Source organism: Psychrobacillus sp. FSL K6-4046 (genome assembly GCF_038624605.1).
In the GTDB taxonomy this organism is placed as follows: Bacteria; Bacillota; Bacilli; order Bacillales_A; family Planococcaceae; genus Psychrobacillus.
Map to the genome: position 1 here is coordinate 387,006 of NZ_CP152020.1, position 26,826 is coordinate 413,831.

Consider the following 26,826-nt stretch of genomic DNA (forward strand, 5'->3'; position numbering starts at 1 on the left):
TGGAGAGTGATATATGCAGGTGAAATGGGATACTTGGTGTGGAGAATTTTAAATCTATTCTATAATGTGTAATTTCAGTTATACAGAGGCAATCTAACAAATTTAGAATTATTAGCGAGAGCTATAAGAACCATTACTTGTGGATGTAAACATTTGTCTGCAAAGGTACCTGGGAGGATAATTCTATAACGTCATTGTTGTACATTCTTATACAACCAAGTGATACTTCTTTTCCTATTGAGCTTGGATCGTTTGTCCCGTGTATACCATAATGAGGCTTAGATAATCCCATCCACAATGCCCCATATGGACCTCCTGGATCTACCTCCTTATTTATAATCATATAATTACCTGTTGGAGTAGGGGTTAAGACTTTTCCTACTGCAATAGGGTATGTTTTTAACAGTTTGCTTCCGTCATAAAGCTTCAACTGACGTTTTGTGACTGATACATCAATCCAAAGTGTCAAAAAATCAACTCCCGATATATTATTTCTTATTATATGAGTTGATTCGTAAGATGGATAACCAAAAATGAATGGTTATATACATTATGAAAAAGTGTATAGAGGAAGCAGGGGTTTCCTTGGTGTAGCCTATACACTCCTCCAAGTAGAAGCAAACTGTTAAAACAAAGGAAGAGCGCACTTAAGAGATATTCAAGTCCTCAAATAATTTTGCATTAACTCGATATCCTTGCTAAAGACCCGATCTTCAGTTATGGAGGGAATAAATGTACGGATCTCCTGCCACTTTTTAAGCAGTTTTGGAGCCATCAGCAACTCATTACGATACTCGACTCCTTGTACTGCACAAATAGCCTCGATAGCGATTACCCCACGGGCATTTTGAATGATTTGATAGGCATGTCTAGCCCCAATGGTTCCCATGCTGACATGGTCCTCTTGGTTTCCGGAGGATGGGATAGAGTCGACAGATGCTGGGTGAGCCAGTGTTTTATTTTCAGATACTAAACTAGCGGCAGTGTATTGTAAAATCATTGCTCCTGATTGTAGGCCAGGCTCTGGGCTTAAAAATGGCGGGAGACCAACATTTAATTGTGGGTTCACGAGTCTTTCTACCCGACGTTCGGAAACGTTAGCAAGCTCGGCCATTCCTACCTTTAAGAAATCCATCGCAAAGGCTATTGGTTGACCGTGAAAGTTCCCCCCTGAAACAACTATATTTCCGTCTTCTACGATTAATGGATTATCCGTGGCTGCATTCATTTCTATCTCAAGTTTTTCTTTTACATAGGAAAGCACTTGCCATGTGGCTCCGTGTATTTGAGGTATGCATCTTATGGAATAGGCATCCTGCACTCGCTGTTCCCCTTGTTTAGTGACTAGTTGACTTCCTTCCAACCAGTACAGCATTCGTTTAGCGACGTCTATTTGCTCCAGGTAACCTCGTGCTTCATGGATAGAAGGGTGAAAGGCGTCTGTAATCCCATGGAGGGCTTCCATTGTCATTGCAGCAATCCACTCGCTTTGATACGCAAGAGTCTCAGCTTCTAGCCAGTTAATCACTCCTTGAGCAGTCATTGCCTGAGTTCCATTTATTAAGGCTAACCCTTCCTTAGCTTCAAGTACAATTGGCTGTAGTCCATGTTCACTCCATACATTTGCAGCAGGAACATGCTTGTTAGCTTCCCAAACAAATCCTTCGCCAATTAATACAAGAGCTAAATGTGATAGAGGTGCTAAATCTCCAGATGCACCTAAAGAGCCTTGGGAAGGTATTACAGGATGGATATGGTGGTTTATCATATATGCCAGTCTTTCTAATACCTCGAGTCGTATGCCTGAAAAACCCTTCATCAGAGCATTCAAACGTAGAACGACCATAGCTCTTGAAACTAACTCTTCAAAAGGAGTTCCAACCCCACAAGCATGAGAACGTATCAAATGTAGTTGAAGTGCATGAACATCCTTCTCGTTTATACTTACATCGCTAAATTTTCCAAAGCCCGTATTAATTCCATACACGATTTCTCCGCTACTAACAATTTTCTCTACGGCTCTTCTACTGTTTTGAACAGCTTTTATAGCCTCTCTATCTAATGTTATTTTCTCGTCTTTATAAAGAATGGCTCTCAATTGTTCCAATGTAAGGCCATATCCTTTTAAGTGAATCATATTCTCCACTCCCACTTTTTTTATAGCTTTCATATTGTACCCATTTGCCTGTCGGGTCAGAGATAGGCGCCTGCGCTTTTCTTGATGTCTAGCTCCGTCGGGGTCAAATGGAAAAAAGCTCCGGTGGCTGAGGAGCTGCCTCCTCGCTTTCCCCATTTGCCTTTCGGGGCAGGAATAGGCGCCTGCGCTTTTCTTGGTGTCTAGCTCCGGCGCCTTGCCCCTCGGGGTCAAATGGATAAAAGCTGCTCCTGCGCAAGCTCGTCGCAAACAAGAGCGTTTGCGGTGGCTGAGGAGCTGCCTCCTCGCTTTTCCCCATTTGCCTGTCGGGGCAGGAATAGGCGCCTGCGCTTTTCTTATATTCTATCGGAATATTCCATTTTATTAAGCTTTTTTAGAAGAAAAGTAAAAATTTCTCATATGCTAGTAGAGTGTCTTGATAGTGTGCTAAACGGGAGGGTTGTAACGAAGTTTCTTCACAAACGTCTATTATTTAAAACAAAGGGGGTTTTTAGAAGTGTCTAGACTTAATATTATTCTAGTATTTATAGCTATTATATTTTTAGCTGGCTGCAGTGCACAAGACGAGGAAAAGGCAGCTGTAACAGAGTCTATGAAGGATGTAGAGTATTCAAATGATATCGGTGAGGCAGAGGATTCTTCAAAGGAAGAGAGTATTACTGCAGCAGAGGAAAGTACAACGAACCCAACTATTTCTCAAAGGAAAATTATTCATAAGGCTAATATTAGTGCAAACGTCAAAGAACTAACGGTAGCTCAAGAAAAAATCACAGAAAAAGTAAGTAAATATAACGGATATATTGTAGAATCTAATATTTTTCAAGAAAGTGATTCTCGTAGTCATGGACGTATGGTTGTCAGAGTACCTGAGGAGCATTTTGAGACTTTTTTATCAGAAGCTGAAGGACAGGTAACTAAGGTATTAGAGAGGAATATAACGGGGGAAGACGTAACAGAGCAGTATGTAGACTTAGAGTCCCGATTAAAATCAAAAAGAGCAGTAGAAGCTCGATTGCTAGTATTTATGGAAAGTGCAGAAAAAACGGAGGATCTTTTAAAGATTTCAGCTGACTTGGCAAAAGTACAAGAAGAAATAGAAGTAATAGTTGGGAAGATTAAATATTTGGATAATCAAACTTCCTTTTCCACAATAGAGCTGAACTTTTATGAGGATCGCGTAATCGTACCAAGTATTGAAAATAAGGAATTAAACACATGGGAGAAGACAAAGAAGCAATTTGTTCAAAGTGTGAATGCGCTATTAATGATTGGATCGGGGATTATAGTGTTTCTATTAGGCAATTTACCAGTCTTATTAGTGATAGGTATTGTTTCCTTTTTGAGTATTTGGTTTATAAGAAAAAGAAGGAAAGATAAATAATGACCTTCATTCAATAGAAAAAATTTAAGGAGATGAAATAGCGATAGGTATAAACAAATAAGAGACAACTACAAAGTTATATGTATCATTAATTCCTTCCCGTCATATTATGTATAAAAGATGCCCCTGAATGGAGGGAAACATGGATATCTTAAGTAAGGTTAAAGGTTATCGAGAAGCGGAAAACCAGCTGAAATGGGAAGGTACGTTCAGGGAATACTTGGAGATTCTGAAAGAAAGACCAGAAGTTGCTCAAACTGCACATGCAAGAGTATACAGCATGATTAAAAGTGCGGGGCATTCGGATGAAAATGGAAAGAAAAGCTATAAGTTTTTTGAACAGGAAATGTTTGGTTTAGACGAAGCGTTAGAGCGTCTGGTAGAAGAGTATTTCCATCCGGCAGCAAAGCGTTTAGATGTTCGGAAAAGAATTTTATTGTTGATGGGTCCCGTGAGTGGTGGTAAATCTACTATTGTTACATTGTTGAAGAGAGGTTTTGAGGAATATTCAAGAACTGATAAGGGTGCTGTCTATGCTATTAAAGGGTGCCCTATGCATGAGGATCCGCTTCATTTAATCCCAACTCATCTTCGAGAAGACTTTTTTGAGGAATACGGAATTCGAATAGAAGGTAGTCTATCACCTCTGAACTCGATGAGGCTGGAGCAGGAGTATGGCGGTAAAGTAGAAGATGTCTTAGTGGAGAGGATTTTCTTTTCAGAGGACAAAAGGGTAGGGATAGGTACTTTTACTCCATCTGATCCAAAATCTCAAGATATCGCTGATTTAACTGGAAGCATTGACTTTTCAACAATTGCTGAGTTTGGGTCTGAATCTGATCCAAGAGCATATAGATTTGATGGGGAGCTAAATAAGGCTAATAGAGGAATGATGGAATTTCAGGAGATGCTGAAGCTGGATGAAAAATTCCTGTGGCATCTACTATCTCTAACGCAGGAGGGTAATTTCAAAGCTGGTCGTTTCGCGCTTATCAGTGCAGATGAGCTGATTGTAGCCCATACCAATGAAACGGAATATCGTTCGTTTATCTCTAATAAAAAGAATGAGGCGCTACATTCACGTATTATTGTAATGCCAATTCCTTATAACTTGAAGGTTAGCCAGGAAGAACGAATTTATGAAAAGATGATTAAAGAAAGTGATATGAACCATGTCCATATCGCTCCCCATGCCTTAAGGGCGGCAGCTATATTCTCTATACTCACAAGATTAGAGGATCCAAAGAAACAAGGAATCGATATAGTGAAGAAAATGAAGTTGTATGATGGGGAAAACATTGAAGGTTTTAATGAAATTGATGTTGAAGAGCTTAAAAAAGAATTTACTACGGAAGGAATGCATGGAATTGATCCGCGATATGTGATTAATCGCATTTCCTCCGCCATTATAAGAAAAGAAATCCCTTCTATAAATGCATTAGACGTTTTACGTGCGTTAAAAGAAGGTCTTGATCAGCATGCTTCTATTTCTGAAGAGGATCGAGAAAAGTATTTAAACTATATTGCTATTGCACGAAAAGAATACGATGAGATTGCTAAAAAAGAAGTTCAGAAGGCTTTTGTTTACTCATATGAGGAGTCGGCAATAACGCTAATGAATAATTATTTGGACAATGTTGAAGCATTTTGTAACAAGAACAAAATGAGAGATCCATTAACTGGCGAAGAGATGAACCCAGATGAAAAATTAATGCGCTCCATAGAAGAACAAATAGGCATATCTGAAAATGCAAAAAAAGGATTCCGAGAAGAGATATTAATTCGCCTTTCAGCCTATGCAAGAAAAGGGAAGCGTTTCGAATATAATTCCCATGAACGCCTAAGAGAAGCAATTCAAAAGAAACTATTTGCTGATTTAAAAGATGTAGTGAAAATTACTACATCTACGAAAACGCCAGATGAAGCTCATTTGAAAAAGATAAACGAAGTAGTTGCTAGATTGATTGATGAACACGGATATAATTCTACTTCAGCCAATGAATTATTACGTTATGTAGGAAGTCTTCTTAATCGATAAAGCCATGAAAAAACAAGACTAATATGTTTCATTGGTCTTGTTTTTTTTATACTAATTTGGATTGTAACTATCCTCGGGGTCAAATGGATAAAAGCTCCGGTGGCTGAGGAGCTGCCTCCTCGCTTTTCCCCATTTGCCTGTCGGGGCAGAGATAGGCGCCTGCGCTTTTCTGATTGTCTAGCTCCGGCGCCTTGCCCCTCGGGGTTAAATGGATAAAAGCTCCGGTGGCTGAGGAGCTGCCTCCTCGCTTTTCCCCATTTGCCTGTCGGGGCAGAGATAGGCGCCTGCGCTTTTCTGATTGTCTAGCTCCGGTGCCTTGCCCCTCGGGGTCAAATGGATAAAAGCTGTGGTGGCTGAGGAGCTGCCTCCTCGCTTTTCTCCATTTGCCTGTCGGGGCAGAGATAGGCGCCTGCGCTTTTCTTGAAACTTTGGCAATAACTTTGTTGCACCGGCATATGATAAAAAATAGGTAGGTGTTGAGGTTGAATGAAAAAGAGAAAAATCCCTTCGTTATTTCACAAGAGAATTGGTCACTCCATCGCAAAGGACATCAAGATCAGCAACGCCACACGGAAAAGGTCAAGGAAGCAATAAGAAACAACTTACCAGACTTAATAAGTGATGAAAGTATTATCATGTCAAATGGACGAGACGTTATAAAAATCCCTATTAGATCCCTGGATGAATATAAAATAAGATATAACTACGACTCTTCTAAGCATGTTGGCCAGGGTAAGGGAGACAGTCAGATAGGTGATGTTGTCGCTAAGGGGCCTGGGGAAGGAAAGGCCACAGGAACTGGTAAGCAAGCTGGAGACAAGGCAGGGCAAGATTACTATGAGGCAGAGGTTTCCATGGAAGAGATTGAAAATGCTCTTTTTAGTGACATGGAGCTACCTAGTCTAGAGGATAAAGAAAAATCCGAAATAGTAACCGAGCATATTGAGTTTAATGATATTCGGAAAAAAGGTCTTATGGGTAATATTGATAAGAAAAGGACATTAATTACAGCTATTAAGAGAAATGCTCTTAAGGGAGAAGCGGCAATTGCACCTATTCATCAGGATGATTTGCGCTTTAAAACTTGGGATGAAGTTGTTAAGCGCGAATCAAAAGCAGTCGTTCTCGCTATGATGGATACAAGTGGTTCAATGGGAGTTTTTGAAAAGTATTGTGCACGTAGCTTCTTTTTTTGGATGGTTAGATTTTTACGAATGGAATACGAAGCATTAGATATTGAATTTATTGCTCACCATACAGAAGCAAAGGTAGTTACTGAGGAAGCGTTCTTTACAAAGGGGGAGAGTGGAGGTACCATATGTTCCTCTGCTTATCAGAAGGCATTAGAGTTAATACAGGAAAAGTATCCACCTTCTCGGTATAATATTTATCCAGTTCATTTTTCAGATGGAGAAAATATGACTAGTGATAATGAAAAATGTATGAAACTAGTTAACGAATTAATGAAGGTATCTCAAATATTTGGGTATGGGGAAGTTAATGAGCACAATCGTTATTCCACTTTGATGAACACATATAAGACAATAGAAAATCCAAAATTTAGACACCACGTAATTAGAAACAATAAAGATGTATATGCTGCGTTAAAAAGTATTTTTAAAAAGGGAGTAAAGTGATGGACACAAAACTACAATATGCAATTGCCGAAATAACTGAGATTGCATCTGGTTTTGGATTGGATACATTCCCTATGAGATACGAAATATGTCCTGCAGACATTATTTATACATTCGGCGCATATGGGATGCCAACTCGTTTCGCACACTGGAGCTTTGGGAAGCAATTTCATAAAATGAAGATGCAATACGATTTTGGGCTTAGTCAAATCTATGAGCTAGTGATCAATTCGAACCCTTGTTATGCATTTCTATTAGATACGAATAGCCTTATTCAGAACAAGCTAATTATTGCTCATGTACTTGCGCATTGTGATTTTTTCAAGAATAATGTTCGCTTCTCTAACACACGGAGAGATATGGTAGAAAGCATGACTGCCACTGCCGAGAGAATTGCACACTATGAAATGGTTCATGGAAAAGAAGAGGTAGAACAATTTTTAGACGCAGTATTAGCTATTCAAGAACATATTGATTCTTCGATTGTCCGTCCTAAGCTTCCTAGTTATGACTTAGAGGAAGAAGAAATAGAGGAAAAAAGAAAAAGTGAGTATGATGATTTATGGGATTTAGACGAAAAGAAAAAAAATAAGTTGGTTCAGCCTTATCGAAAAAAGTTCCCGCCCAGACCAGAAAAAGATTTGCTATTATTTATAGAGGAGTATAGTCGGGAGCTTGAAGATTGGCAACGTGATATCTTAACGATGATGCGGGAAGAGATGCTTTATTTTTGGCCGCAGCTCGAAACAAAAATTATGAATGAGGGATGGGCAACTTTTTGGCATCAGCGAATTCTCCGAGAAATGGATTTGACTTCAGATGAAACCATTGAATTTGCCAAGTTAAATGCAAATGTTGTGCAACCTTCCAAGACGTCCATAAATCCGTATTATTTAGGACTCAAAATTTTTGAGGATATAGAGAAAAGGTATGACTCCCCTACAGCTGAAATGAGAAGAATTGGAATTGAACCAGGGCTAGGGAGAGAAAAGTTGTTTGAAGTACGGGAAATAGAGTCTGATATTTCCTTTATCAGAAATTATTTGACAAAAGAGTTAGTTAAACAAGAGGACCTTTACTTATTTGAAAAGAAAAATGGGAACTATGAAATAACTGATAAGGATTATGAGAATGTCAGAGATGAAATAATAGCGAGCCGTGAAAATGGTGGCTACCCCTACATTGTAGTAGAAAATGGTGATTTCTCTAGAAACGGGGAGTTGCATCTAAAGCACAATTATGAAGGTGTGGAATTAGATGCGCATTATTTGGAGCATGTGCTTCCATATATCTACCAGCTGTGGGGGCGTTCTATTCATATGGAAACCTTTGTCGAGAAAAAACCAGTGCTCTATACTTATGATGGAAAAAAAGTTTCAAAGAGCCTTATGTAAATACTTTAATATGAAAAAGAGGATGATCGTGAATATAAACGATCATCCTCTTTAAATTTTATATAATTTTATGAACCTACGAAGTCTCCACCATCAACATGAATAGTTTGTCCTGTAATATACGTGGAGTCATTAGATGCTAAGAAGACATAGGCAGGTGCATTTTCTGATGGCTGACCTCTTCTGCCAGTTGGATTGCTTTCAGCATGATTTTCTACCTTCTCGGCATCAAAAGTTGCTGGAATAAGTGGGGTCCATATTGGCCCAGGTGCGACGGCATTTACACGTATACCTTTTTCAACTAGATTTAATGCTAAGGAGCGTGTGAAGGAAGTGATTGCTCCTTTTGTTGCCGAGTAATCGATTAACTCAGCAGAACCTCGGTATGCTGTCACTGATGATGTATTTACAATTGTGTCCCCCTTAGACATATGCGGAAGAGCAGCCTGTGTTAGATAGAACATAGAGTATATGTTAGTAGAGAAAGTTTCCTGTAATTGATCTGGAGTAATCTCTAAGAAATTCATCGTTGGGAACTGTTTTCCTGCGTTGTTTACTAAAACATTTAACTGGCCAAATTCCTCAATAACCTGCTCTATTAACTTTTCGCAGTTTTCGTCATCGCTAATATCTACAGCAAAACTTTTTGCTTTAACTCCATAGTTTTCAACTAGCTTTACTGTTTCTTTTGCATCCTCATGTTCATCTAAATACGCAATAGCGACGTTTGCACCTTCTTTTGCATAAGCAATTGCAACTGCTTTACCAATACCGCTATCTCCTCCTGTGATTAAAGCGACTTTTCCTTTTAGCTTTTCAGAACCTTTATAATTCTCATCATCATAAATAGGTTTTGGACTCATTTCATTTTCAAAACCTGGTTGACGATTCTGTGTTTGTCCTTTGATATTTTCTTCCATTTTTTCGAATTTGTCATTACTCATGTTGAGTCCTCCTTTATTGATCTCTAATAAATGTATTCCCAGATGAAATAAAGACAAACATTAGATAAAAAGACTGACACAAGTTTAGCAAATTCAAACAAGGGTATTAATATAGAGCATGAAATTTAAAAAAATGGGGAATCTAATATGAAACCAATAATAGGTATTACTGCTGAAGTTAAAGATGATAAAAGTTATTACTTGTCTTCAGTATATTCAGATACAGTTCTACAAGCAGGAGGTATTCCTTTACTTATACCACTCATTCCTGATAAAGATATAGACCAGTTATGTCAGCAAATAGACGGGTTGATTATAACTGGAGGAGAAGATATTGATCCTTCTTATTATGGTGAGTTGCCACATCTTCACTTGCAACGAATTACTCCACGACTTGATAAAATGGAATTTGCACTTGTGCAAAAATTTCTAGAGTTAGACAAGCCATATATTGGGACTTGTAGAGGCTTGCATATGCTTAATATAGTGATGGGTGGATCTTTACACCAGTCTATTCATGAGCAAAGAGAAGAATATACTTTACAGCATAGGCAAAATTCAATAAGAACGCACAGATCACATCCGGTTAAGCTAGATAGTAAAAGTAAGGTATATCAAATGTTACAAGAAGAGGAATTTAAGGTAAATTCATTTCATCATCAAGGCGTAAATAAGCTTGGAGATGGGTTGAAAGTAGTGGCTAGTGCACCAGACGGTATAGTAGAAGCAGTAGAAAGTGAAAATCATTCATTTATCTATGGATTCCAATGGCATCCTGAAGAATTTGCTCTAGTTGGTGATGAGCCTTCACAAAAGTTGTTTAGAAAATTTGTAGAAGCAGCAATTGAAAGAAAAACTAACAAATAGCATACCTATTAAAAATAGGAGGTGAAATTGGTGGGTAAAGATAAGAAGGATAATGATATGGAATACAATTCTAATTTGAATCCTGACGATTTTAAAGAGACAGATAAGAACAATGCGGATAAGAAAGATATTACCAAGCCAGGTGGGAAAGAAGAAAATAAAAATAATAAGTAGTTAATATCGTATATAGAAGGTCAAAAATACTAATAAAAGAAGGATTGTTATGGCGTATGTCACAACGGTCCTTCTTTTATTTTCTCAACTTATTTTAAGCATAATAACTATTTAATAGTACAACTTATTCTCATGGAGGTGAAATCTCATGAATGATAAAAAGAAAAATCATAAAAATAAGTTAGATCGTGAAGAGTATGGTTATGGATATGACATCAGTCCAAATGATATGGGTGTGATAGGGCAGAATACAGAAGCAAAAAAACACAATAACAGCCAACAAAAGGAAACAAAAAATAATTCAAACAAATAATTAATCACTTTATGGTAACCACCTCTATTCCATATATATACATATCAACATTTTTGTTCATCTTATTTGTCGATATATGTTCTAATTCGATTGCTTCTCTCTTAGAGTGATATAACAACTTTTTTAGAGAGAAGGGTGCAGTATGTATATAGATGGGATATTTTCAGGTGGTGGGATGAAGGGGATTGGCCTAGTTGGGGCATATCAAGTTTTGGAAGAGAAAGGATATCGTCTAAAGCGTGTGGCGGGAACTAGTGCAGGAGCAATACTTGCCTGCTTTATAGCTGCAGGCTATAACGGCAGAGAAATGGAAGAGCTAATGATGAGTCAAAACTTCCAAAAGCTATTGGATCCACGGAAGACAGTAATTCCACTTCCGTTTACAAAGTGGTTAAATTTATATTGGGGTTTAGGCTTGTATCAAGGAAAGGCATTGGAGGATTGGTTTTTAGAGAAATTGGCTTATAAAGGTATTTATACTTTTGGAGATCTACCTCCAGGCTCGTTAAAGCTAGTTGCCTCAGATTTAACTAATGGAAAGATGATTGTCCTACCAGATGACTTAAAAAATTATGGAATCGAACCAGATACTTTTTTAGTAAGTAGGGCCTTGCGGATGAGCTGTGGAATACCCTTTTTCTTTGAACCAATCAAATTAAAATCGAATATTGGAGACGTAGTGGTGGTTGATGGCGGTGTGCTGAGTAACTTCCCAATGTGGATATTTGAAAATGGGTTAAAAGAGAGACCAGTTTTAGGTATCCGACTTAGCGCAAATATTGAAGAGCCGCAACCAAAAAAAATAAAAAATGGACTCGACTTATTTGAAAGCTTATTTACAACAATGAAGGACGCTCATGATACAAGATATATATCACGAAAGATTGAACGAAATATAATATTTATACCGGCAGATGAATATAATGCTACCCAATTTGAATTAGATTATGATTCTAAGCTAGATTTATTGCAAAAGGGAAGAGAATCAACCACTCGATTTTTGAAAACCTGGTAATAGCATTTAAGAATGTTTAGTTTATTTACCAAAAAGGAATAATAAAGACAATAAGGGAAGGAGAGATTGATATGACTAATGCAAAAGAACAAGCACTAAAAATATTAAATAGTAATATGATTGGTACTATGGCGACAGTGCAGCAAAATAAACCGCATTCCCGATATATGACCTTCTTTAATGACGACTTTATCCTCTATACCGCAACAAGTAAGAAAACGCATAAAGTAGAAGAAATTGAACTTAACCCATACACACACATCCTCCTAGGGTACGATGGAAAAGGATTAGGTGATTCCTTCCTGGAAATTGAAGGGAAGGTCGAGGAATCGGATGACGAATCGATGAAAGAAAAGGTTTGGAATGATGCTTTAAAAGGATGGTTTAAAGGTCCAGATGATCCGGATTTAATCATTTTGAAAATTACTCCAACACAAGTTAGAGTTATGAATACAAAAGGCGAAGGTCCAGAAATAGTTGAATTTTAAACTCTAAAACACTCAAAACGACAAAGTTTTGAGTGTTTTTATATGCTAGTAAAGAATCCAATAGATTCACTTGCATACATAAAATATAAATGGACAAACTAATCAAATCTATAGGAAGGGCAAGTGATTCTTATAACAAAGATGAAATTAGTAAAAAAGCCGATGCTTGCATATTTTATGGATGGTACCACATCGACGAATGCTTTGGTTGAAAAAAGGATTAGGTATTATAAAGAGATTACTAAAGATAATAATGACGTTTTATATAAAAATATCCCAACTAACGAAGGCATTGTTACGATTATTTTTTCTCAATCCTTAACAGATAGCAAAACTTTAGAAATAATGGTTTTAATTCCTTTAGCAAATTATATTCACCAAATACATCAGGTGGCAGAACATATGAACCCCTCCAATATTGATGAGATTACACAAAAACTTGCTACTGGTGAAACGTTATTATACTTCCATGAGACAAACCGACTGTTAAGTATACATACGTATAGTGTAAAGGAGCGGGAAGTAACTACTTCAGAGATGGAGAGTACATTCATTGGCCCTCAAGATGTATTTACTGAATCCATACAGACAAATCTTTCGCTTGTTAAAAGACGAATAGTTAATCCCATGCTTAAAAATGAAGACTTAACAATAGGAAGCGTTTCTAATACGAAAATCACTATTATATATATAGATGATTTAGTAGATAGAACATCTCTCGAGCAATTAAAGAGTCGTTTAACCAAGCTTGATTATCCAAAGTTCTTTGATATTTCTACTCTTATGCAATTAATAGAAGATAATCCCTATTCACTATTTCCTCAATATTATATGACTGTAAAACCGGATACCACATCACATTACCTTGCAGATGGCAGAATAGTTATTTTAATGGATAACAGTCAAGCAGCTCTTGTATGCCCAACCTCCTTTTTAGAAATGTTCATTAGTGCGGAGGATTATTATAATCGCTGGCCATCTGCTAGCTTAGTTAGATCTCTTCGATTTTTTGGTTTTTTCTTAACCATTATGATTACTCCAACTTATATTTCCGCATTAACCTTTCACCAGGAGGTGCTTCCTTATGAGCTCCTTTTAAATCTTCAAGAATCTAGAATGAAAGTGTCTTTTTCTCCTCTCTTTGAGGTGTTATTTATTGAACTAATTGTAGAGGTATTAAAAGAAGCAGGAGCCAGGATGCCAGCGAAAATTGGCCAAACGATAGGGATTGTTGGAGGGATTGTTATTGGTACTGCAGCAGTTGAAGCTGGCCTTGTCAGTAATATTTTAATCGTTATTGTGGCTACTTCTGCTCTGTTGTCCTTCCTTCCACCGGTTTTCCATATGAGTAATACGAGCAGGACTATTCGTTATGTCTTTATACTTTCAGCTGGTATCTTTGGTTTGTTTGGTCAAATGCTCGCATTTGCATGGCTAATTGCCCACTTATTAAGAGTAAAATCCCTCGGTACGCCATTTATGTCACCCGTTATACCGAGAAGGGTGTCTGACTTGATGGATAGTGTTGTACGTTTTCCAATATCTTTCTTAAAGCGGAAAAGCGGCATTTCTCGTTCCAAAAAACGAAGTATATAGGTAGGTGAACATACCTGAGTGCTAATAAAGAGAGTTTAAAAGGCTATCATGTCATTTTTTTGGTACAGAGTATTATGTTTGGTACAGGAGTTCTGTCACTGCCTGAAAGATTGAGTAGTCTAGGATACAGCCAGGCTTTGATGCCAATTCTATTTGGAGTAATTGCAAGTATATCTCTATGGCCAATGATCTGGATATGTTCAAAATATCATGCAAAAAACTTGTTTGAGATTAATGAAGAAATATTAGGTAAGTCTTTAGGGAAGTGTATTAACGCCTTTATAGTCATTCAGTTAATTTTACTTGCAACTGCAAAGGTCAGCAATTATGTACAGCTGATTCAAAGCACGGCTCTCCAAGAACAAACGACAAGCATACCTCTTATTTTAGTTTTGCTATTGGTATTGTATATCGTTAATGGTGGTATAAAAAATGTTGCTAGATTTTGTATAATGGCATTTTTTATTACAATACCGATGGTTTACTTTTTAAAATGGTCTATAAATAAAGGCGATATAAGCCATGTTTTCCCTTTGTTTAATCATAGTTGGAATGATTTTTTTGTGGCATTTGACCAAGGCTTTAATACTGTATTCGGATATGAGGTAATATTAATATTCTTTCCTTATATTATTAATAAACAAAAAGCGTTTAAGCATGCATTAATAGGTATTTGGATTAGTGTATCTTTGTTCTTCTTGACTACCCTGGTAAGTGTCATGTATTTTTCTGAATGGCAGCTAAGCAATGTTCAGTACTCTGTTTTACATCTATTTAAAGCAGGGGGATTTTCTTTTGTGGAGAGAATAGATATTTTTGGTATTACCTTGTGGGTATTTTTAGTGCTTTCATCTGTGTCAGGATATATCTGGGCTTCTATGAAAGGTGTAAATTCTATTATATCCAAAAGAAAAAGTTCCCACGTTTATATAATAGCTACCACCATTTTCGTAATCCTCACGCTACCGCTTTCTCATGAAAATTTAGAGAGGGCTTTTATTGTAAGTTATAGAATTGGTTATGGATTATTACTGTGGCCAATTATTTTAATTGCCCTTCACTTCATTAAAAAAAGCAGGTGGAATCATGAGTAAAAAAATCATTTTAATATTATTAATAGGAATGATTTTTTTGACGGGCTGCAATTTGAATGAAAAGAAGGTGCCGATTGAAGGTATTGATATGGTAGGAGTTCTCGGATTTGACTATGAGGGAGAAGGAACTTATAAACTAACTGCAGCCATTCCTCAAAAATCCAAGTATGCTAATGAAAGAACACAAATTTATACAACTACAACTGAATTAGTCACAACAGGAATGGTTGACATTGAGAAAAAAACAGAGAAAAAAGTAGTTCTAAATCAATTACGTGTCATTTTATTTAGTGAGGAATTTGCTACTAGTGGAAAGGTTGAAGAAGTAATCAAGCATTTATACCGAAACACACAAGTAGGCAATGAGGTTTTGCTAGCTATTGTAAAAGGTAGCGCTGAGGAGTTAATGCGACAGGACTATACGGACAAGGCAAGCGTCATAAACTATGTCACTGACCTGCTCCAGCCAAGTGTAAACTTAGCATTTAACCCAAATACTAATATACATGACTTGATGTATACACAAACTAATCCTAATATAGATTCAATTATGCCTGTAATTGAACTTAAAGGGAAAAAGTTGGAGTTAACTGGTGTCGCCTTATTTAAAGGGGATCATATGGAAAACGTACTTCACCCAGATGATGCTTTATATATTCAAGCAATACAGGGGAAGAAAAAATTATCTCCTTTTACCTTAAAGGTAGGGGGAGGAGATACACTCTTACTTGATTTCATTGATAACAGCGTAAAAATTATAAGTAATAAAAGCTTAGAATCCCCAAGATTAAAAATTATACTTAAGATAGAGGGAACGATGTCAGAGTATAAAGGTAAAAGTGCTTCCTTTAAAGACCCGGAAATCATGGAAAGATTAGAAAAAGATGCAGAGAAGGATTTAGAAAAAAAAATCAATGATTTCTTAGAAGAAATGCAAAAATTAGAGGTCGATCCCATTGGATTGACAGAAAACGTACGTCGACATCAGCGAGTTAAGTGGGATACCGAGCTTACCCGTAAAACTATAAGTAAAATGAAGTGGGATATTGAGGTTGATATGTCTATTTTAAGTACAGGTGTACTTCACTAGAAAATAATTTAAGGAGGACATGAATATCCAGTCCTCCTGCTTATCATACTATTTATTTTTTCTAGAGGAATGTCTTAGTTCTGCAAATTCTCGAGCAAATTCTTCTCGGACATCCTTAGGCTTAATCTTCATATTCTTTGGTGTCTGAGGTAAGGAACCAGTGTTATTACTACTTCCCTTTTTGTCGTCTCTACCCATGATGTGATACTCCCTTTCTAAAATTTTCTCTTTATTAAGATGAGAAGAAAAGGTAATTTTACTCCTGGGAATAAAACTTATTTAGAAATCATTTTTCCTTTCTCTTGTTCCACTACAGGTGGAATGTAAGCTAACGACGATCTAAAATTTAATTCGAAGGTAGTTCCAACGCCTACCTCGGACTCTACATGAATATTTCCATTCATTGCACGGATAACGCTAAAAACAACCAATATACCAAGACCAGTTCCTTGGTTCCCTTTTGTAGAGTAATACGGCTCTCCTAAACGACTTAATTGCTCATCAGTCATTCCTGAACCAGTATCTTTGATCGTGATGACGACGTTCGTAGGCGTAGCTTCTGTCCCCACAGTTAAAATTCCTCCTGAAGACATAGATTCTATTCCATTCTTCATAATATTAACTAAGCTTTGATGAAATTTTTGACTATCACCCATAATTATGGATTCCTCTGTGAAATCTGTAATTATTTCAACGGTCCTATTTTGTGCCAGTGGTATAAGCATTTGTATGACTTGATTTAATGCCTTGTTGATGAGAATAGTGTTTTCAGTTTCTGGATCAACTTTAGAAATTGTAAGATAATCTTGAATAACTCTTTCAGCTGACTGAAGCTCACTTTTAACGATAGATAAATACTGCCTTTTTGTGTCTGCTGAAATTGAGTCGTTATGTAAAAGTTGGACAAAACCTATAGCAGCAGTCAATGGATTGCGTATTTCATGAGAGATAGCGGCACCCATCTTTTCCACAACTCCTTGCCTTTCTAAAGTTACAAGTTGCTGTCTGTAGATTGTAAATTTATCAACCTCCTCTAAAAAGTAGGTGATCATCCCTACTCCTAAAGGTTGTAAAAATAAAAATGCAAAACTTACATCAAGTATGTCATAACCATCTAACATAAAAAGTAAAGGAGTGGTTTGATAAATTCCTACGATATAAATAAAGCCTATTGCTATCCAAATTCGTTGTTCTCTATTTTTTCCCAAAAACCAAGGGTGTATCTTCCATAAAATAAGAGAGAAAATTGCATAATAAGATACTGCTACCCAAAATCCTAAATCTATTCCAAAAAAGGCTCTAATAATAATTGCTGTTAGACCTAGGTATGGACCTAGACCAATATAAAGCGCACCAATTACAAAAGGAATATTTCTTAAGTCCAATAAGATATTTTCAGATAAAGGATAGCTAAATCCGAAGCAAATTATGAGGCTGGCGAAACAATACAGCGTCGCAATGAATTGTACCTTTTTCGTATTTTCAAGCCAAATCAAGCTGAAAAAAAGTAATACTATTAAAAGAGATAGGTTGAAAAAAAAATGTAGCGTCAGCTCCATAGTATTACCTCTTTTCAGAAAGATTGAATGTGAATTAAAACTTTACCAGAATATATATGAAGTTTTTTGTTTGCGGAAGGTAAAGTAATAAGTAGTTTCCTGTTCGGTTCTCTTCGTTCGAACAGTACCTTTTATGTTTCTTATAATACCGAAATCAATGGATGTGTCTAGTACTTTAGATTCCATTTGATTTTCTGTGGTAGGACTAGTTATTGTAATAAGAATTTTGGTTTTAGTCTCCTTAGTTGTGATAGATATAACGCCTCCATCTGTTAAGGAAACTATATTATTTTTAATGATATTTATGAATGTGTGCTGGAACTTTGCACGATCTCCGTCTATTAAACTAGTAGACGATAAATCAGAGACAATCTTAACTGAATAATAATTGGCTAATGGTTGTAAAAGCTTTAGAACAATAGGGAGTTCCTCTTGAATATTCAATTCTTTTGTATGTTCCGTTATAGGCTTAGAGTAGGTTAAATAATCTTGAATAATTTTCTCAGCCAAATCAAGTTCGTCTTTTAAAATAGCAAGGTATTGCTTGCTTTTTTCAGAATCTAGCGGTTCTCTAGTTAATAATTCGACAAATCCAATTGCTGAAGTTAAAGGATTTCTAATTTCATGTGATATAGCCGCACCCATTTGTTCTACGGCTTCTTTTTTTTCTACTTTTATTAAAAGCTTCCTTTGGGTATTAATTTTTTCAAAGGCTTCAATAATATATGTAATAATGGCAATGCCAAGTGGTGGTATAACTATATATGCTATATATAAATCTAAAGTATGTGCGCTCCCACTAGTGTTTAGTACAACTAATAATATAAAAAGGCTCATCATAAGAGCTAAAAAGGAGGAACAAATTATACGATATTTAGATTTTAATCGCATAAAATAAGGAGATACTATCCATAATGCAATACTTAGTATGCCATTGATCGTAAGAGTCATATAGAAACCTAAATCTATTCCATGTAGACCTCTTAGTAAAATGACGATTGCGCCCAAAATTGGACTCAACCTAAAATAGAGGCTTCCTATAAGTAAAGGGACAATTCGTAAATCTAACATTAATTCATCCGTTAAATGATAGGAAAACAAATAGCACAGAAGTAATGTAATAACAAAAAATATTAAAGAGGTTTTTTTTCTTTTAAGCAAGCTACCAGGTTTTCTTAAGTTAGTGAAACAAAGGAAAAACAAGATGATAATTAAGGATAAATTGAATAGAAAATTAACGGTAATAAGCTCCAATTTAATACCTCATCTCACCTTAAGATTATAAATTTATATTATCTTTAAATCGAAGGGTATTCAAGTTTTTATTTAATTATTTGGAAAATTTAATAAAATGAAAGTAAATAAAAACCAGATCTATAAGCTAGATCTGGTTTTTACTATAGGCTTTCTTTATTAAAAAAAGAAATTAGCTGCTTATTGGTAGGAGCTTGGATTTTAAACGTTAGCTCTCTATCACCGCTATTTTCAATACGTGGGATGATGGATTCTATTACATGGAACTTCCAAAAAGATGGCTTACTTTTCGTGCTTTTTTCGGTATCCGAAGTCATCATTTTACGTTGGAAGGGATGTAACTTACACATAAGGAATTTTTCTTTTAGACGTATGAGTAAATATCCATCATCTGTTTCAGGGTTAAACTTTTTCATAAGTGATTCACCTAGCTCAAACGTGTTTGATTTATTTTGAACCGATGGCGAAATGACAAAAATATTTCCTTTACGAAACACGGAAGTATTAGAAACTTGTTGTAGACCTAATTCGTTGATTAAAAAATCAAGATTTACTTGTGATGCTTCACTAGCGACTGACATAAAGTAGTGCCTCCTTTACAAATCCACAAACTCATTACTATTAAGTATACCCCATTTTCACATTAATATCTTAAGTTAAGCATAATAAAATTAATAATTTACTGATTTTTCGTAAAAAAAACCAAAAAAAATATAAAAATAGCCTTCCTACTAAGTATATTTTGAGTAGAAACACTTAATTCCTATAATGTAAAAATTTTTATAGTAGAACAAATTAAATGAAATGAATTTTACACGAAAACATATTAAAGTACGTTTACAATAAAAATGTAAAACTTTTTTTCAATTAGTCTGTCTAATTAATAGGGACGTAGAAATGGGGTGATGGTTTGAGCGAACAACTGTTATTAGTAAAAAGAGCGATAAAGGGGAATGAGGAAGCTTTTTTGGACTTGATGCATGTGCATCAGGAAGCATTATATAGGACTGCTATATCCTTTTTAAAAAATGAAGAGGATGCATTGGAGGCTGTGCAAGAAGTTACCTATAGAGCCTTTAAACATATAGGGAAACTGAAAGAGCCGGCTTATTTTAAAACATGGGTAACCCGCATCATGATGAACTATTGCCAGGATGAAATTCGAAAAAGTAAGCGTGAATTAGTTGAGGATGACTTACTACACTTAATTGGAGTAGAGGAGAATTTTACCTTTCTAGAAATAGAAGAGGCACTTAAACATCTGACTGACTACGAAAGAGAGCTACTCCATCTCAAATACTTTGAAGACATCAAAATTAAAGATATTGCAATCATGTGGAAGACACCAGAAGGGACGATTAAAACTAGACTACATAAGGCACTCCGCTCATTACGACATCAATTTGAAGGGAAAGGGGAGATGAAGCGTGTTTGAAGAGGAAAAACAAAAATTGGAGACAAGAAAATATGTAATCAACCAGGTAGATGTTCCAGTGGATAGGGTACAAATGTCCGTTAGGAAGGGTTTTGAAAAAGCAAAACAAGAGAAAAAAAGGAAGAGAATGATTGCGAAGCGCAGTATATTGTCCATTGCTATGGCAGCCATTTTATTCATAGCATTTGTAACCTCGGTAAACGTTTCTCCAGCCTTTGCCAACAAAGTGTCAGCGATTCCTGGCTTGGATAGAGTAGTAGCTCTTATTCAAAATGACAAGGGTCTTGTAGCAGCAGTAGAACATGACATCTATCAACCGGTAAATGTATCCCAAACCGAACACGGAATTACGGTTACGTTGGATGGAGTGATTGTTGATGAGAAAGGGATGGTTATTTTTTATACCGTGGAATCGAAGGAAAAGGATTTGAGTGAATTAGGATATAAATATTGGCGAGTGAAGTCAAATAAAAGATCGCCATATGAATATAGTATGGAAATCCGTAATAGCTTTTATCCTTTAGCTACAGAAAAGGGATTGAAGGCTTTCAGCTCTAGTCATCGTATAGAATCTAGGTATAAGTCAAGTCTGCCTTCTGAAGGCCATAGATTAGAAATAGGAATTATCAATGGAGATAAAATTGAAAACTTTAAAATACCCTTTTCCTACGAGAAAATAAATAACTTGGAGAGCAAAACTTTTACCGTGAATAAGGAAGTAGAGATAGAAGGGCAAATAGTAGAAATAAAATTTATTGTAGTAGATCCGACGGGAATGAAATTATTTTTAGAGGCAAAACCAAGTAATACCAAAAAGCTTTTATATGGTGCATTTAATAATATCCGATTGGTAGATGAAAAAGGCAGAGAATGGTCCACGCACGCTGATAGCTATTATTGGGAGCAAAACAAATTTACGGTTTCCGTGCCTGATAGCTTTTATTTTTATAGCCCCAAAAAGTTGACATTAAAGTTTGGAAAAGTAGCAGCAATCGATAAAGACGAGGCTTATTTACTCATTGATACAAATTTATCTAAGTTTATAAAGCAGCCAAAGGATTCTATCTTCTCAGATTTAAAAATTGAAAACAATCAAGTTAGCTTTGTTATCGATGCAGATAGAAACAAAGAGTTCGTTTATTTTCCAAAAATAACAAATGAAAGGGAAGAGGAGTATACATTTAAGTATGACGACAGTCCCTATTATCCAAGCACTCAATATGTGACCAGCTCTTTTACAGATCTCCCAGGTGGGAAAACAAAATTTGAATTTCAAATTCCACCAAATAGTAAACAAGTTAGATTGGCCTTAGATTATTATCCTTCTTGGATTGAGGATGAAAACGTAAAGATTGAAATAGATTTGCAAGATAAATAAGGAAAGTGTAAGTTGCCAATGACTGATAGCGGGTCTCAGGGGTTGATAAAAGCTAAATAAGAATAAAGTAAAAAGACAGCAAATCAACTTTGATTTGCTGTCTTTTTAAAAGTAGGAAATATAATATCAATACATTTCTATTTGACCTACCTGATGAATTTTAAAATCCATATATCCATTGGGCTGAACAATAAAATACATTTTATTTTCCCCAGAAACTAGAGGTCCTTTGTAGTCCTTTTCAAGCTCTACAAAAATTGTAGCAATATACTCCACGTGGTGTGAGCCTCTATCTATTTCTTTAATCTTTGATAGATCTACTTTTTTGAGCCCTTTCTTAAACTCGTTTACTTCAAAATAAGAAGTCGGTAATAGTTGCTTTTGAGCAACTTGTGGGCTCGATAATAAATTGGTAAACAAAATATGAACAGGGTTTATTTTGTCTGGAATATCTAGGTCAACCACTGGTCTCTTACTAACACGCCAACCTATGTTTTCAACTAATTGATATTCTACGCTGTACATTATTTTTTCTGAAGGCTCACCAATAGGTACGGTTAATCGATATTGAACCTTATCCTTATCCTTTTTTATAACCTCTGCTGTAGCTTTTTTCCATTCCTCTAGAGAACCTATGTCAGCTTCTTTTTGAGCGAGCTTTCCTTTATGTTCTAAAATCTCTAAGTCATTTATAAAGTGTTCTGCTGCCTGCGATGTCATAACCTCAGTTAAATATTTCATGAGCTTTGCCTTGGTATTAATGTTACTTGATAGATAACGATAGGCTAAGTCATTATATAGAAAAGTATCATATTCTCTATTCTTATAGCCTCCTCCACTACTTACAAACAGATAGGCCTCCTCATATTTAGCAGCTAGGTCCACAGCTATTTTGTCTGTTAGCTGATCCTTTTGAATAACGGTTTGGTTACTCTTTATATTCCCTGTTGTGGCTGCCTCTGTTATTGGGATAAATGGGGTTTGTAATAGAGTTATTGTGGCTAATGCTAGTAAAACGTTTGTAGGTTTCATTTAAATTCCTCCAATTTGTGTTGTTTAATAGAGCAAAAACATTAGAAAAGGTATTTTGTTAAGTTTGGAGAATATATAGCTAATAAATATTATGTTGAGGGAGCACAGATTATGTCTGAAGAGTTAAAAGAAGTTTATGGAAAGTACCTGATCCCGAAAGAAATCTTACAACTCATTCAACTAGAGGAGAACCTTAACAAGGAAGATTTATCGTTAGATATGATCGGATTTAGACCAGCTACGGAACTTTCTCCATATTCCATCACACCGCCTGACTTAATACCCTTTGCGGAAACTGGAGGGGGTGGAATTCACTTCGGTTTTTTAACTGACTTTCAACAAATTGAAGATTTAATGAGAGCCTCTATTGTATGTGTTTCCCCTACTAACGATCCTCCTATTCGTTACTTGACGAACAGTTTCGAGGAATTTATAAATCTAGTATTTTCGGTTCCTCATGCTGAATTGATCGAACAATTAAGTCTGTATTCAACTAAAGAACAGGAAAAGGTAATAGTAAGTGAATATATGGACGAACTTCCAAGCTCATGGGAAATGAAACAAGAAAAAGTTTTCGCGAAGTTAAAAAGTATCTTTCCCATGGCTGAAAAGGTAGATGTTATATCAAATTTTTCTTCAGCGAAGCAGAAAAGGAAAAATAAAATAGTAATTGAAACTTATGATGGATTAGGGGTTATAGGGAAAAACGGTGGGGAAAGATATAGATTTTTGGATAGTCGGATAAGTGATACAGAAGAGTTATTAAGAATGCGTCGATTTATTCAAGATTCTTCCTTAGAAGAAAAACACGCTTTTATAAGGGATATACAGTATTGGTATGTAGTAGATCCGGATTATAACTATGAGATTTGGTCGCTAGTTCAAGAAATAATCGCAACATTTAACGAGTAGGATTATTTAAAAATGGAGGCTGGTACATAACTAGTCTATAAATTAAAAGAAGGTGAAATCAGCGACTTGATATCACCTTTTTATTTCTTATTAAAGTCAGCCGACTTTCTAATTCTTATTATTTGGAGAGGAGGCGGAGACTCAAAGGGGGGAGCGTACGTCAGCTGAAAGCTGTGCCCCTGTAAAACGTACGCCATAACAGAAAATTACTACAGAAAAAAATAATATAAGACCCTCAAAACTATACCAAATCGTAGAATTTTCAAGGCTATTTATTCTGAGGAGAGTTTATCCCACCCCCAATTCATTATTTGTTAGGTAAAGGATATTTTATAGCATTCTTTTTTATTTTCTTTTTTGCTGCTTCCTTTAAATCTATGTCTAATAGGTTTGCCAGTTGTAGGAGGTAGATTAGAACATCTGCCGCTTCTTCTTCAATGCCTTGTTTGTCGTTTGCTATAGCTTCTTCTGGGGTACGCCATTGAAAATGCTCTAATAGTTCACTAGCTTCTAAAGATATAGAGATCGCGAGACTACGAGCATCGGTATTGCGAACCCAACCTCTTTTTTTGTTGAACTCTAAAATTTCCTCTGTTAATTCCTTCATATTCTTCTGCCCCTTTTGTAACCATAAAATGGTTTATGTATTGTATGACTACCATTATTATAGCCAAGCTTATGAACAAATGGTCTATATTCTTTTAAACATAGTGGCTTATGTATTGATATAATATTGAACTATACATAATGGGATGGAGGGAGATATATGAATCTAAAAGGAGTCTTACTATTAATATTCTTATTTCATACTGTTGTAAACGCAACTAGACCTGTCATTACACTTTCAGCGGATGAATATGGGGCTTCTATTTGGATTATTGGTATTTTAACCTCTACGTTTGCCTTTTTACCATTAATATTTTCGATTCATGCAGGCAAAATAATAGATAAAATAGGAGATAGGCTCCCTATTGTTATTGGGTTTGTTAGCCTTATAGCCGGAATGATTGTACCAGCTGTTTTTTCTACTATATGGTCATTGTTTGCAAGTCAGTTACTGTTAGGGATAGGGAATATAAGTATACCTATTGCGTTACAAAATCAGTTAGGTCACCAAACGACTAAGAAAAATAGAGATTATTATTTCAGTATGTTCAGTTTGTGTGTTGCTTTTGGAGCTGTAGTAGGTCCTCTAATGGGTGGATACTTATCTGAACATATATCCTTTCAAATTGTTTATATAGTATGCGTGGGGATAGGATTAGCTGGTATTATCTTCTCTTTAAAAATCCCTAAGGCAGAGCAACAAATACATAGAAAGCCAACTAAAATGATTGACTCTATCAAGCTATTGGAAAGCCCGTTAATAAGAAGGGCATTGTTCTCCAGTGCCTTAGTTCTTTATTCAAAAGATATCTTTGTTGCCTACTTTCCGTTACTAGGAAAGCAAATGAACTTGTCTACGTCTACAATAGGTTGGATCATAGCTCTTCAGGGATTGGCAACCATGTTTGTACGTTTTGTGTTACCAAAGCTTTTAGAAATATATAAGAGAGAATTTATCCTATTCGTATCCATATTTGTCGCAGGGATTGCCTTTTTATTGTTGCCTTTGACAAGCTCCGTTATTGTAATTGCATTTCTTGCTATTATGATGGGATTAGGTTTAGGGTGCGGACAGCCAATCTCCATGACAACGACTTATAATGCATCTCCACCAGAACGGACAGGGGAAGTTTTAGGACTACGAATAACTATAAATCGCTTATTTCAGCTCATAGCACCAGCTTTTTTTGGGGTAATTGGAGGCTCTGTTGGAATGGCAGGCGTATTTCTTTTTAGTGGTGTTTTTCTAGTTGGAGGATCGTTGTTGTTTAAGGGGAAGAAAGGTGAAGATTAAAGCTGTTGGTAAACACTAATCTTTTAGCAGAGATTAGTGTTTATTATTTCCAAAAAAACAATATTATTGTATAGTTTGAAATAATTAAACTTTTATGAAGGTAGTGAGTAAGATGAATCAAGGAGTTACTGCTAAGGACGTTGCGAAGCTTGCTGGCGTTTCTCAATCCTCTGTCTCACGTGTTTATTTTAAAGGGGCGACTGTGTCTCAAAAAACTCGTGAGAAGGTATTAGCTGCTGCTAAGGAATTAGGTTATAGACCGAATGAATTTGCGCGTAGTTTAATTACAAATAGAACAAAAATAATTGGTTTAGTTATGAAGGGGGTCCAGAATCCTTTTTATCCACAGGTATTAAAGCAATTTACAACTGCATTTAAAAAGTTGGGCTATAGCATTTTATTTGTATATACAAATAACGATGAGATTCAACAGGAGGATATTGATATATTACTTAACTATAATGTGGCAGGTGTCATTATTACGGATGCCACGTTGTCTTTGCAAGCTAACGAGGATCTATTTAATAACAGAATTCCTTTAGCTTTGTTTAATAGAAAGATTGATGGTAATAAGTTTTATTCTGTCTGCTGTAACAACTTAGAGGCGAGTAAACAAATTGCACAGTACTTATTGGAGGCAGGTTGCTCTAATATGATTTATATTTCTGGCAATGAAAACACATCGACAAGTATAGAGAGAGAAAAAGGCTTTGTAACGGTATTAAAAGAAAATAAAGTGAAATATAAAAAATACATTTCTGATTTTACTTATGAGGGTGGGTATAAAACAATCGAGGAAGTAGTTTCTCAGGGAAAAGTACCTGAAGCGATATTCGTGGCGAATGATATTATGGCTCTAGGAGTGATGGATTCCTTAAAAAAACATCATATATCTGTTCCGGATGAAGTGAAGGTGGTGGGATTCGACAATATTGAGATGTCCGCTTGGCCTTCTTATAGTTTAACTACTTGGGAGCAGCCAATAAATGAAATGGTAAACGTAACAGTTGACTATTTAACCGCCGAAATCAGCGAATACTCTGGTCAGACACAGAATATAGAGATTGATGGAAGGTTAATTGTACGAAAATCGACACAAAATTGTTGACTAATTAATGTAATTAGAATAATCTTACTTGTATATATTTTTTGCATACGTATGCAAAAATG

26 protein-coding genes are annotated in these 26,826 nt (G+C 35.9%); 17 read left to right on the forward strand and 9 right to left on the reverse strand.

Annotated elements, in window-relative coordinates:
- Positions 1 to 133: 133 nt before the first annotated feature.
- Together MKY09_RS01970 and hutH are read right to left on the reverse strand one after the other, a co-directional pair.
- Positions 134 to 469 carry a L,D-transpeptidase gene (locus MKY09_RS01970; RefSeq protein ID WP_169360169.1) on the reverse strand — a complete coding sequence of 112 codons (336 nt, stop codon included), beginning with the start codon at positions 467 to 469 and terminating at the stop codon, positions 134 to 136.
- Positions 470 to 658: 189 nt separating this feature from the next.
- Complete coding sequence (gene hutH, locus MKY09_RS01975) at positions 659 to 2,137, reverse strand: histidine ammonia-lyase (protein ID WP_342567438.1); 1,479 nt, start codon at positions 2,135 to 2,137, stop codon at positions 659 to 661.
- Positions 2,138 to 2,651: 514 nt separating this feature from the next.
- Between hutH and MKY09_RS01980 the strand changes: the two genes are divergently transcribed.
- The 4 genes from MKY09_RS01980 (at position 2,652) to MKY09_RS01995 (ending at position 8,605) form a co-directional block, all read left to right on the forward strand.
- Positions 2,652 to 3,536 carry a DUF4349 domain-containing protein gene (locus MKY09_RS01980; RefSeq protein WP_342567439.1) on the forward strand — a complete coding sequence of 295 codons (885 nt, stop codon included), beginning with the start codon at positions 2,652 to 2,654 and terminating at the stop codon, positions 3,534 to 3,536.
- Between the two features lie 142 nt (positions 3,537 to 3,678).
- Positions 3,679 to 5,574 carry a PrkA family serine protein kinase gene (locus MKY09_RS01985; RefSeq protein ID WP_169360167.1) on the forward strand — a complete coding sequence of 632 codons (1,896 nt, stop codon included), beginning with the start codon at positions 3,679 to 3,681 and terminating at the stop codon, positions 5,572 to 5,574.
- 482 nt (positions 5,575 to 6,056) lie between these two features.
- Positions 6,057 to 7,211: a sporulation protein YhbH gene (gene yhbH, locus MKY09_RS01990; protein ID WP_342567440.1), complete on the forward strand. Its 1,155-nt coding sequence runs from the start codon at positions 6,057 to 6,059 to the stop codon at positions 7,209 to 7,211.
- Positions 7,211 to 8,605, forward strand: coding sequence for a SpoVR family protein (locus MKY09_RS01995; protein WP_169359104.1), 1,395 nt, complete (start codon positions 7,211 to 7,213; stop codon positions 8,603 to 8,605). Before yhbH ends, MKY09_RS01995 begins: the two co-directional genes overlap by 1 nt.
- 68 nt (positions 8,606 to 8,673) lie before the next feature.
- Here the strand turns inward: MKY09_RS01995 and MKY09_RS02000 are convergent, their stop codons facing one another.
- Positions 8,674 to 9,549 carry an SDR family oxidoreductase gene (locus MKY09_RS02000; protein WP_169359103.1) on the reverse strand — a complete coding sequence of 292 codons (876 nt, stop codon included), beginning with the start codon at positions 9,547 to 9,549 and terminating at the stop codon, positions 8,674 to 8,676.
- Between the two features lie 147 nt (positions 9,550 to 9,696).
- On the opposite strand from MKY09_RS02000, the gene MKY09_RS02005 reads away from it, so the two are divergent.
- From MKY09_RS02005 to MKY09_RS02040, 8 genes are all read left to right on the forward strand, one after another.
- Entirely contained in the window at positions 9,697 to 10,416 is a 720-nt protein-coding gene (locus tag MKY09_RS02005) for a gamma-glutamyl-gamma-aminobutyrate hydrolase family protein (protein WP_342567441.1), read from the forward strand.
- A gap of 30 nt (positions 10,417 to 10,446) precedes the next feature.
- Positions 10,447 to 10,590 carry a hypothetical protein gene (locus tag MKY09_RS02010; protein ID WP_298471108.1) on the forward strand — a complete coding sequence of 48 codons (144 nt, stop codon included), beginning with the start codon at positions 10,447 to 10,449 and terminating at the stop codon, positions 10,588 to 10,590.
- A 148-nt stretch (positions 10,591 to 10,738) separates the two neighbouring features.
- Entirely contained in the window at positions 10,739 to 10,903 is a 165-nt protein-coding gene (locus MKY09_RS02015; protein WP_169359100.1) for a hypothetical protein, read from the forward strand.
- Positions 10,904 to 11,045: 142 nt separating this feature from the next.
- On the forward strand, positions 11,046 to 11,918 hold the full coding sequence (locus MKY09_RS02020) for a patatin-like phospholipase family protein (protein WP_342567442.1): 873 nt from the start codon (positions 11,046 to 11,048) through the stop codon (positions 11,916 to 11,918).
- Positions 11,919 to 11,989: 71 nt separating this feature from the next.
- Complete coding sequence (locus MKY09_RS02025) at positions 11,990 to 12,406, forward strand: pyridoxamine 5'-phosphate oxidase family protein (protein WP_298471104.1); 417 nt, start codon at positions 11,990 to 11,992, stop codon at positions 12,404 to 12,406.
- Positions 12,407 to 12,529: 123 nt separating this feature from the next.
- A complete protein-coding gene (locus MKY09_RS02030; RefSeq protein ID WP_342567443.1) occupies positions 12,530 to 14,002 on the forward strand; it encodes a spore germination protein in 1,473 nt (490 codons plus the stop codon).
- A 53-nt stretch (positions 14,003 to 14,055) separates the two neighbouring features.
- Positions 14,056 to 15,096, forward strand: coding sequence for a GerAB/ArcD/ProY family transporter (locus tag MKY09_RS02035; protein ID WP_342568202.1), 1,041 nt, complete (start codon positions 14,056 to 14,058; stop codon positions 15,094 to 15,096).
- A complete protein-coding gene (locus tag MKY09_RS02040; RefSeq protein WP_298471100.1) occupies positions 15,089 to 16,186 on the forward strand; it encodes a Ger(x)C family spore germination protein in 1,098 nt (365 codons plus the stop codon). Before MKY09_RS02035 ends, MKY09_RS02040 begins: the two co-directional genes overlap by 8 nt.
- A 48-nt stretch (positions 16,187 to 16,234) precedes the next feature.
- Here the strand turns inward: MKY09_RS02040 and MKY09_RS02045 are convergent, their stop codons facing one another.
- From MKY09_RS02045 to MKY09_RS02060, 4 genes are all read right to left on the reverse strand, one after another.
- On the reverse strand, positions 16,235 to 16,384 hold the full coding sequence (locus MKY09_RS02045) for a YfhD family protein (RefSeq protein ID WP_169359095.1): 150 nt from the start codon (positions 16,382 to 16,384) through the stop codon (positions 16,235 to 16,237).
- Between the two features lie 77 nt (positions 16,385 to 16,461).
- Positions 16,462 to 17,745 carry a HAMP domain-containing sensor histidine kinase gene (locus MKY09_RS02050; protein ID WP_342567444.1) on the reverse strand — a complete coding sequence of 428 codons (1,284 nt, stop codon included), beginning with the start codon at positions 17,743 to 17,745 and terminating at the stop codon, positions 16,462 to 16,464.
- 42 nt (positions 17,746 to 17,787) lie between these two features.
- Positions 17,788 to 18,765, reverse strand: a complete 978-nt coding sequence (locus MKY09_RS02055) for a HAMP domain-containing sensor histidine kinase (RefSeq protein WP_342567445.1) — start codon at positions 18,763 to 18,765, stop codon at positions 17,788 to 17,790.
- Between the two features lie 377 nt (positions 18,766 to 19,142).
- Positions 19,143 to 19,580 (reverse strand): hypothetical protein, encoded by a 438-nt coding sequence (locus MKY09_RS02060; RefSeq protein WP_298471094.1) that lies wholly within the window; start codon positions 19,578 to 19,580, stop codon positions 19,143 to 19,145.
- Positions 19,581 to 19,909: 329 nt separating this feature from the next.
- Here MKY09_RS02060 and MKY09_RS02065 point away from each other — a divergent pair, with 329 nt between their 5' ends.
- Positions 19,910 to 20,434, forward strand: coding sequence for a sigma-70 family RNA polymerase sigma factor (locus MKY09_RS02065; protein WP_342567446.1), 525 nt, complete (start codon positions 19,910 to 19,912; stop codon positions 20,432 to 20,434).
- Complete coding sequence (locus MKY09_RS02070) at positions 20,427 to 21,812, forward strand: DUF4179 domain-containing protein (RefSeq protein ID WP_298471091.1); 1,386 nt, start codon at positions 20,427 to 20,429, stop codon at positions 21,810 to 21,812. Before MKY09_RS02065 ends, MKY09_RS02070 begins: the two co-directional genes overlap by 8 nt.
- A gap of 126 nt (positions 21,813 to 21,938) precedes the next feature.
- On the opposite strand, the gene MKY09_RS02075 is transcribed toward MKY09_RS02070, so the two are convergent.
- Positions 21,939 to 22,844 (reverse strand): DL-endopeptidase inhibitor IseA family protein, encoded by a 906-nt coding sequence (locus tag MKY09_RS02075; RefSeq protein ID WP_298471089.1) that lies wholly within the window; start codon positions 22,842 to 22,844, stop codon positions 21,939 to 21,941.
- Positions 22,845 to 22,955: 111 nt separating this feature from the next.
- Between MKY09_RS02075 and MKY09_RS02080 the strand changes: the two genes are divergently transcribed.
- Positions 22,956 to 23,756 carry a hypothetical protein gene (locus MKY09_RS02080; protein WP_298471087.1) on the forward strand — a complete coding sequence of 267 codons (801 nt, stop codon included), beginning with the start codon at positions 22,956 to 22,958 and terminating at the stop codon, positions 23,754 to 23,756.
- A gap of 307 nt (positions 23,757 to 24,063) precedes the next feature.
- Here the strand turns inward: MKY09_RS02080 and MKY09_RS02085 are convergent, their stop codons facing one another.
- Positions 24,064 to 24,393 (reverse strand): MazG-like family protein, encoded by a 330-nt coding sequence (locus MKY09_RS02085; protein ID WP_342568203.1) that lies wholly within the window; start codon positions 24,391 to 24,393, stop codon positions 24,064 to 24,066.
- A gap of 129 nt (positions 24,394 to 24,522) precedes the next feature.
- Here MKY09_RS02085 and MKY09_RS02090 point away from each other — a divergent pair, with 129 nt between their 5' ends.
- Positions 24,523 to 25,656 carry an MFS transporter gene (locus tag MKY09_RS02090; protein WP_342567447.1) on the forward strand — a complete coding sequence of 378 codons (1,134 nt, stop codon included), beginning with the start codon at positions 24,523 to 24,525 and terminating at the stop codon, positions 25,654 to 25,656.
- Between the two features lie 112 nt (positions 25,657 to 25,768).
- The gene (locus MKY09_RS02095; RefSeq protein ID WP_342567448.1) at positions 25,769 to 26,764 is read left to right on the forward strand and encodes a LacI family DNA-binding transcriptional regulator; all 996 of its coding nucleotides are present in this window, start codon (positions 25,769 to 25,771) and stop codon (positions 26,762 to 26,764) included.
- The last annotated feature ends 62 nt before the right edge of the window (positions 26,765 to 26,826 follow it).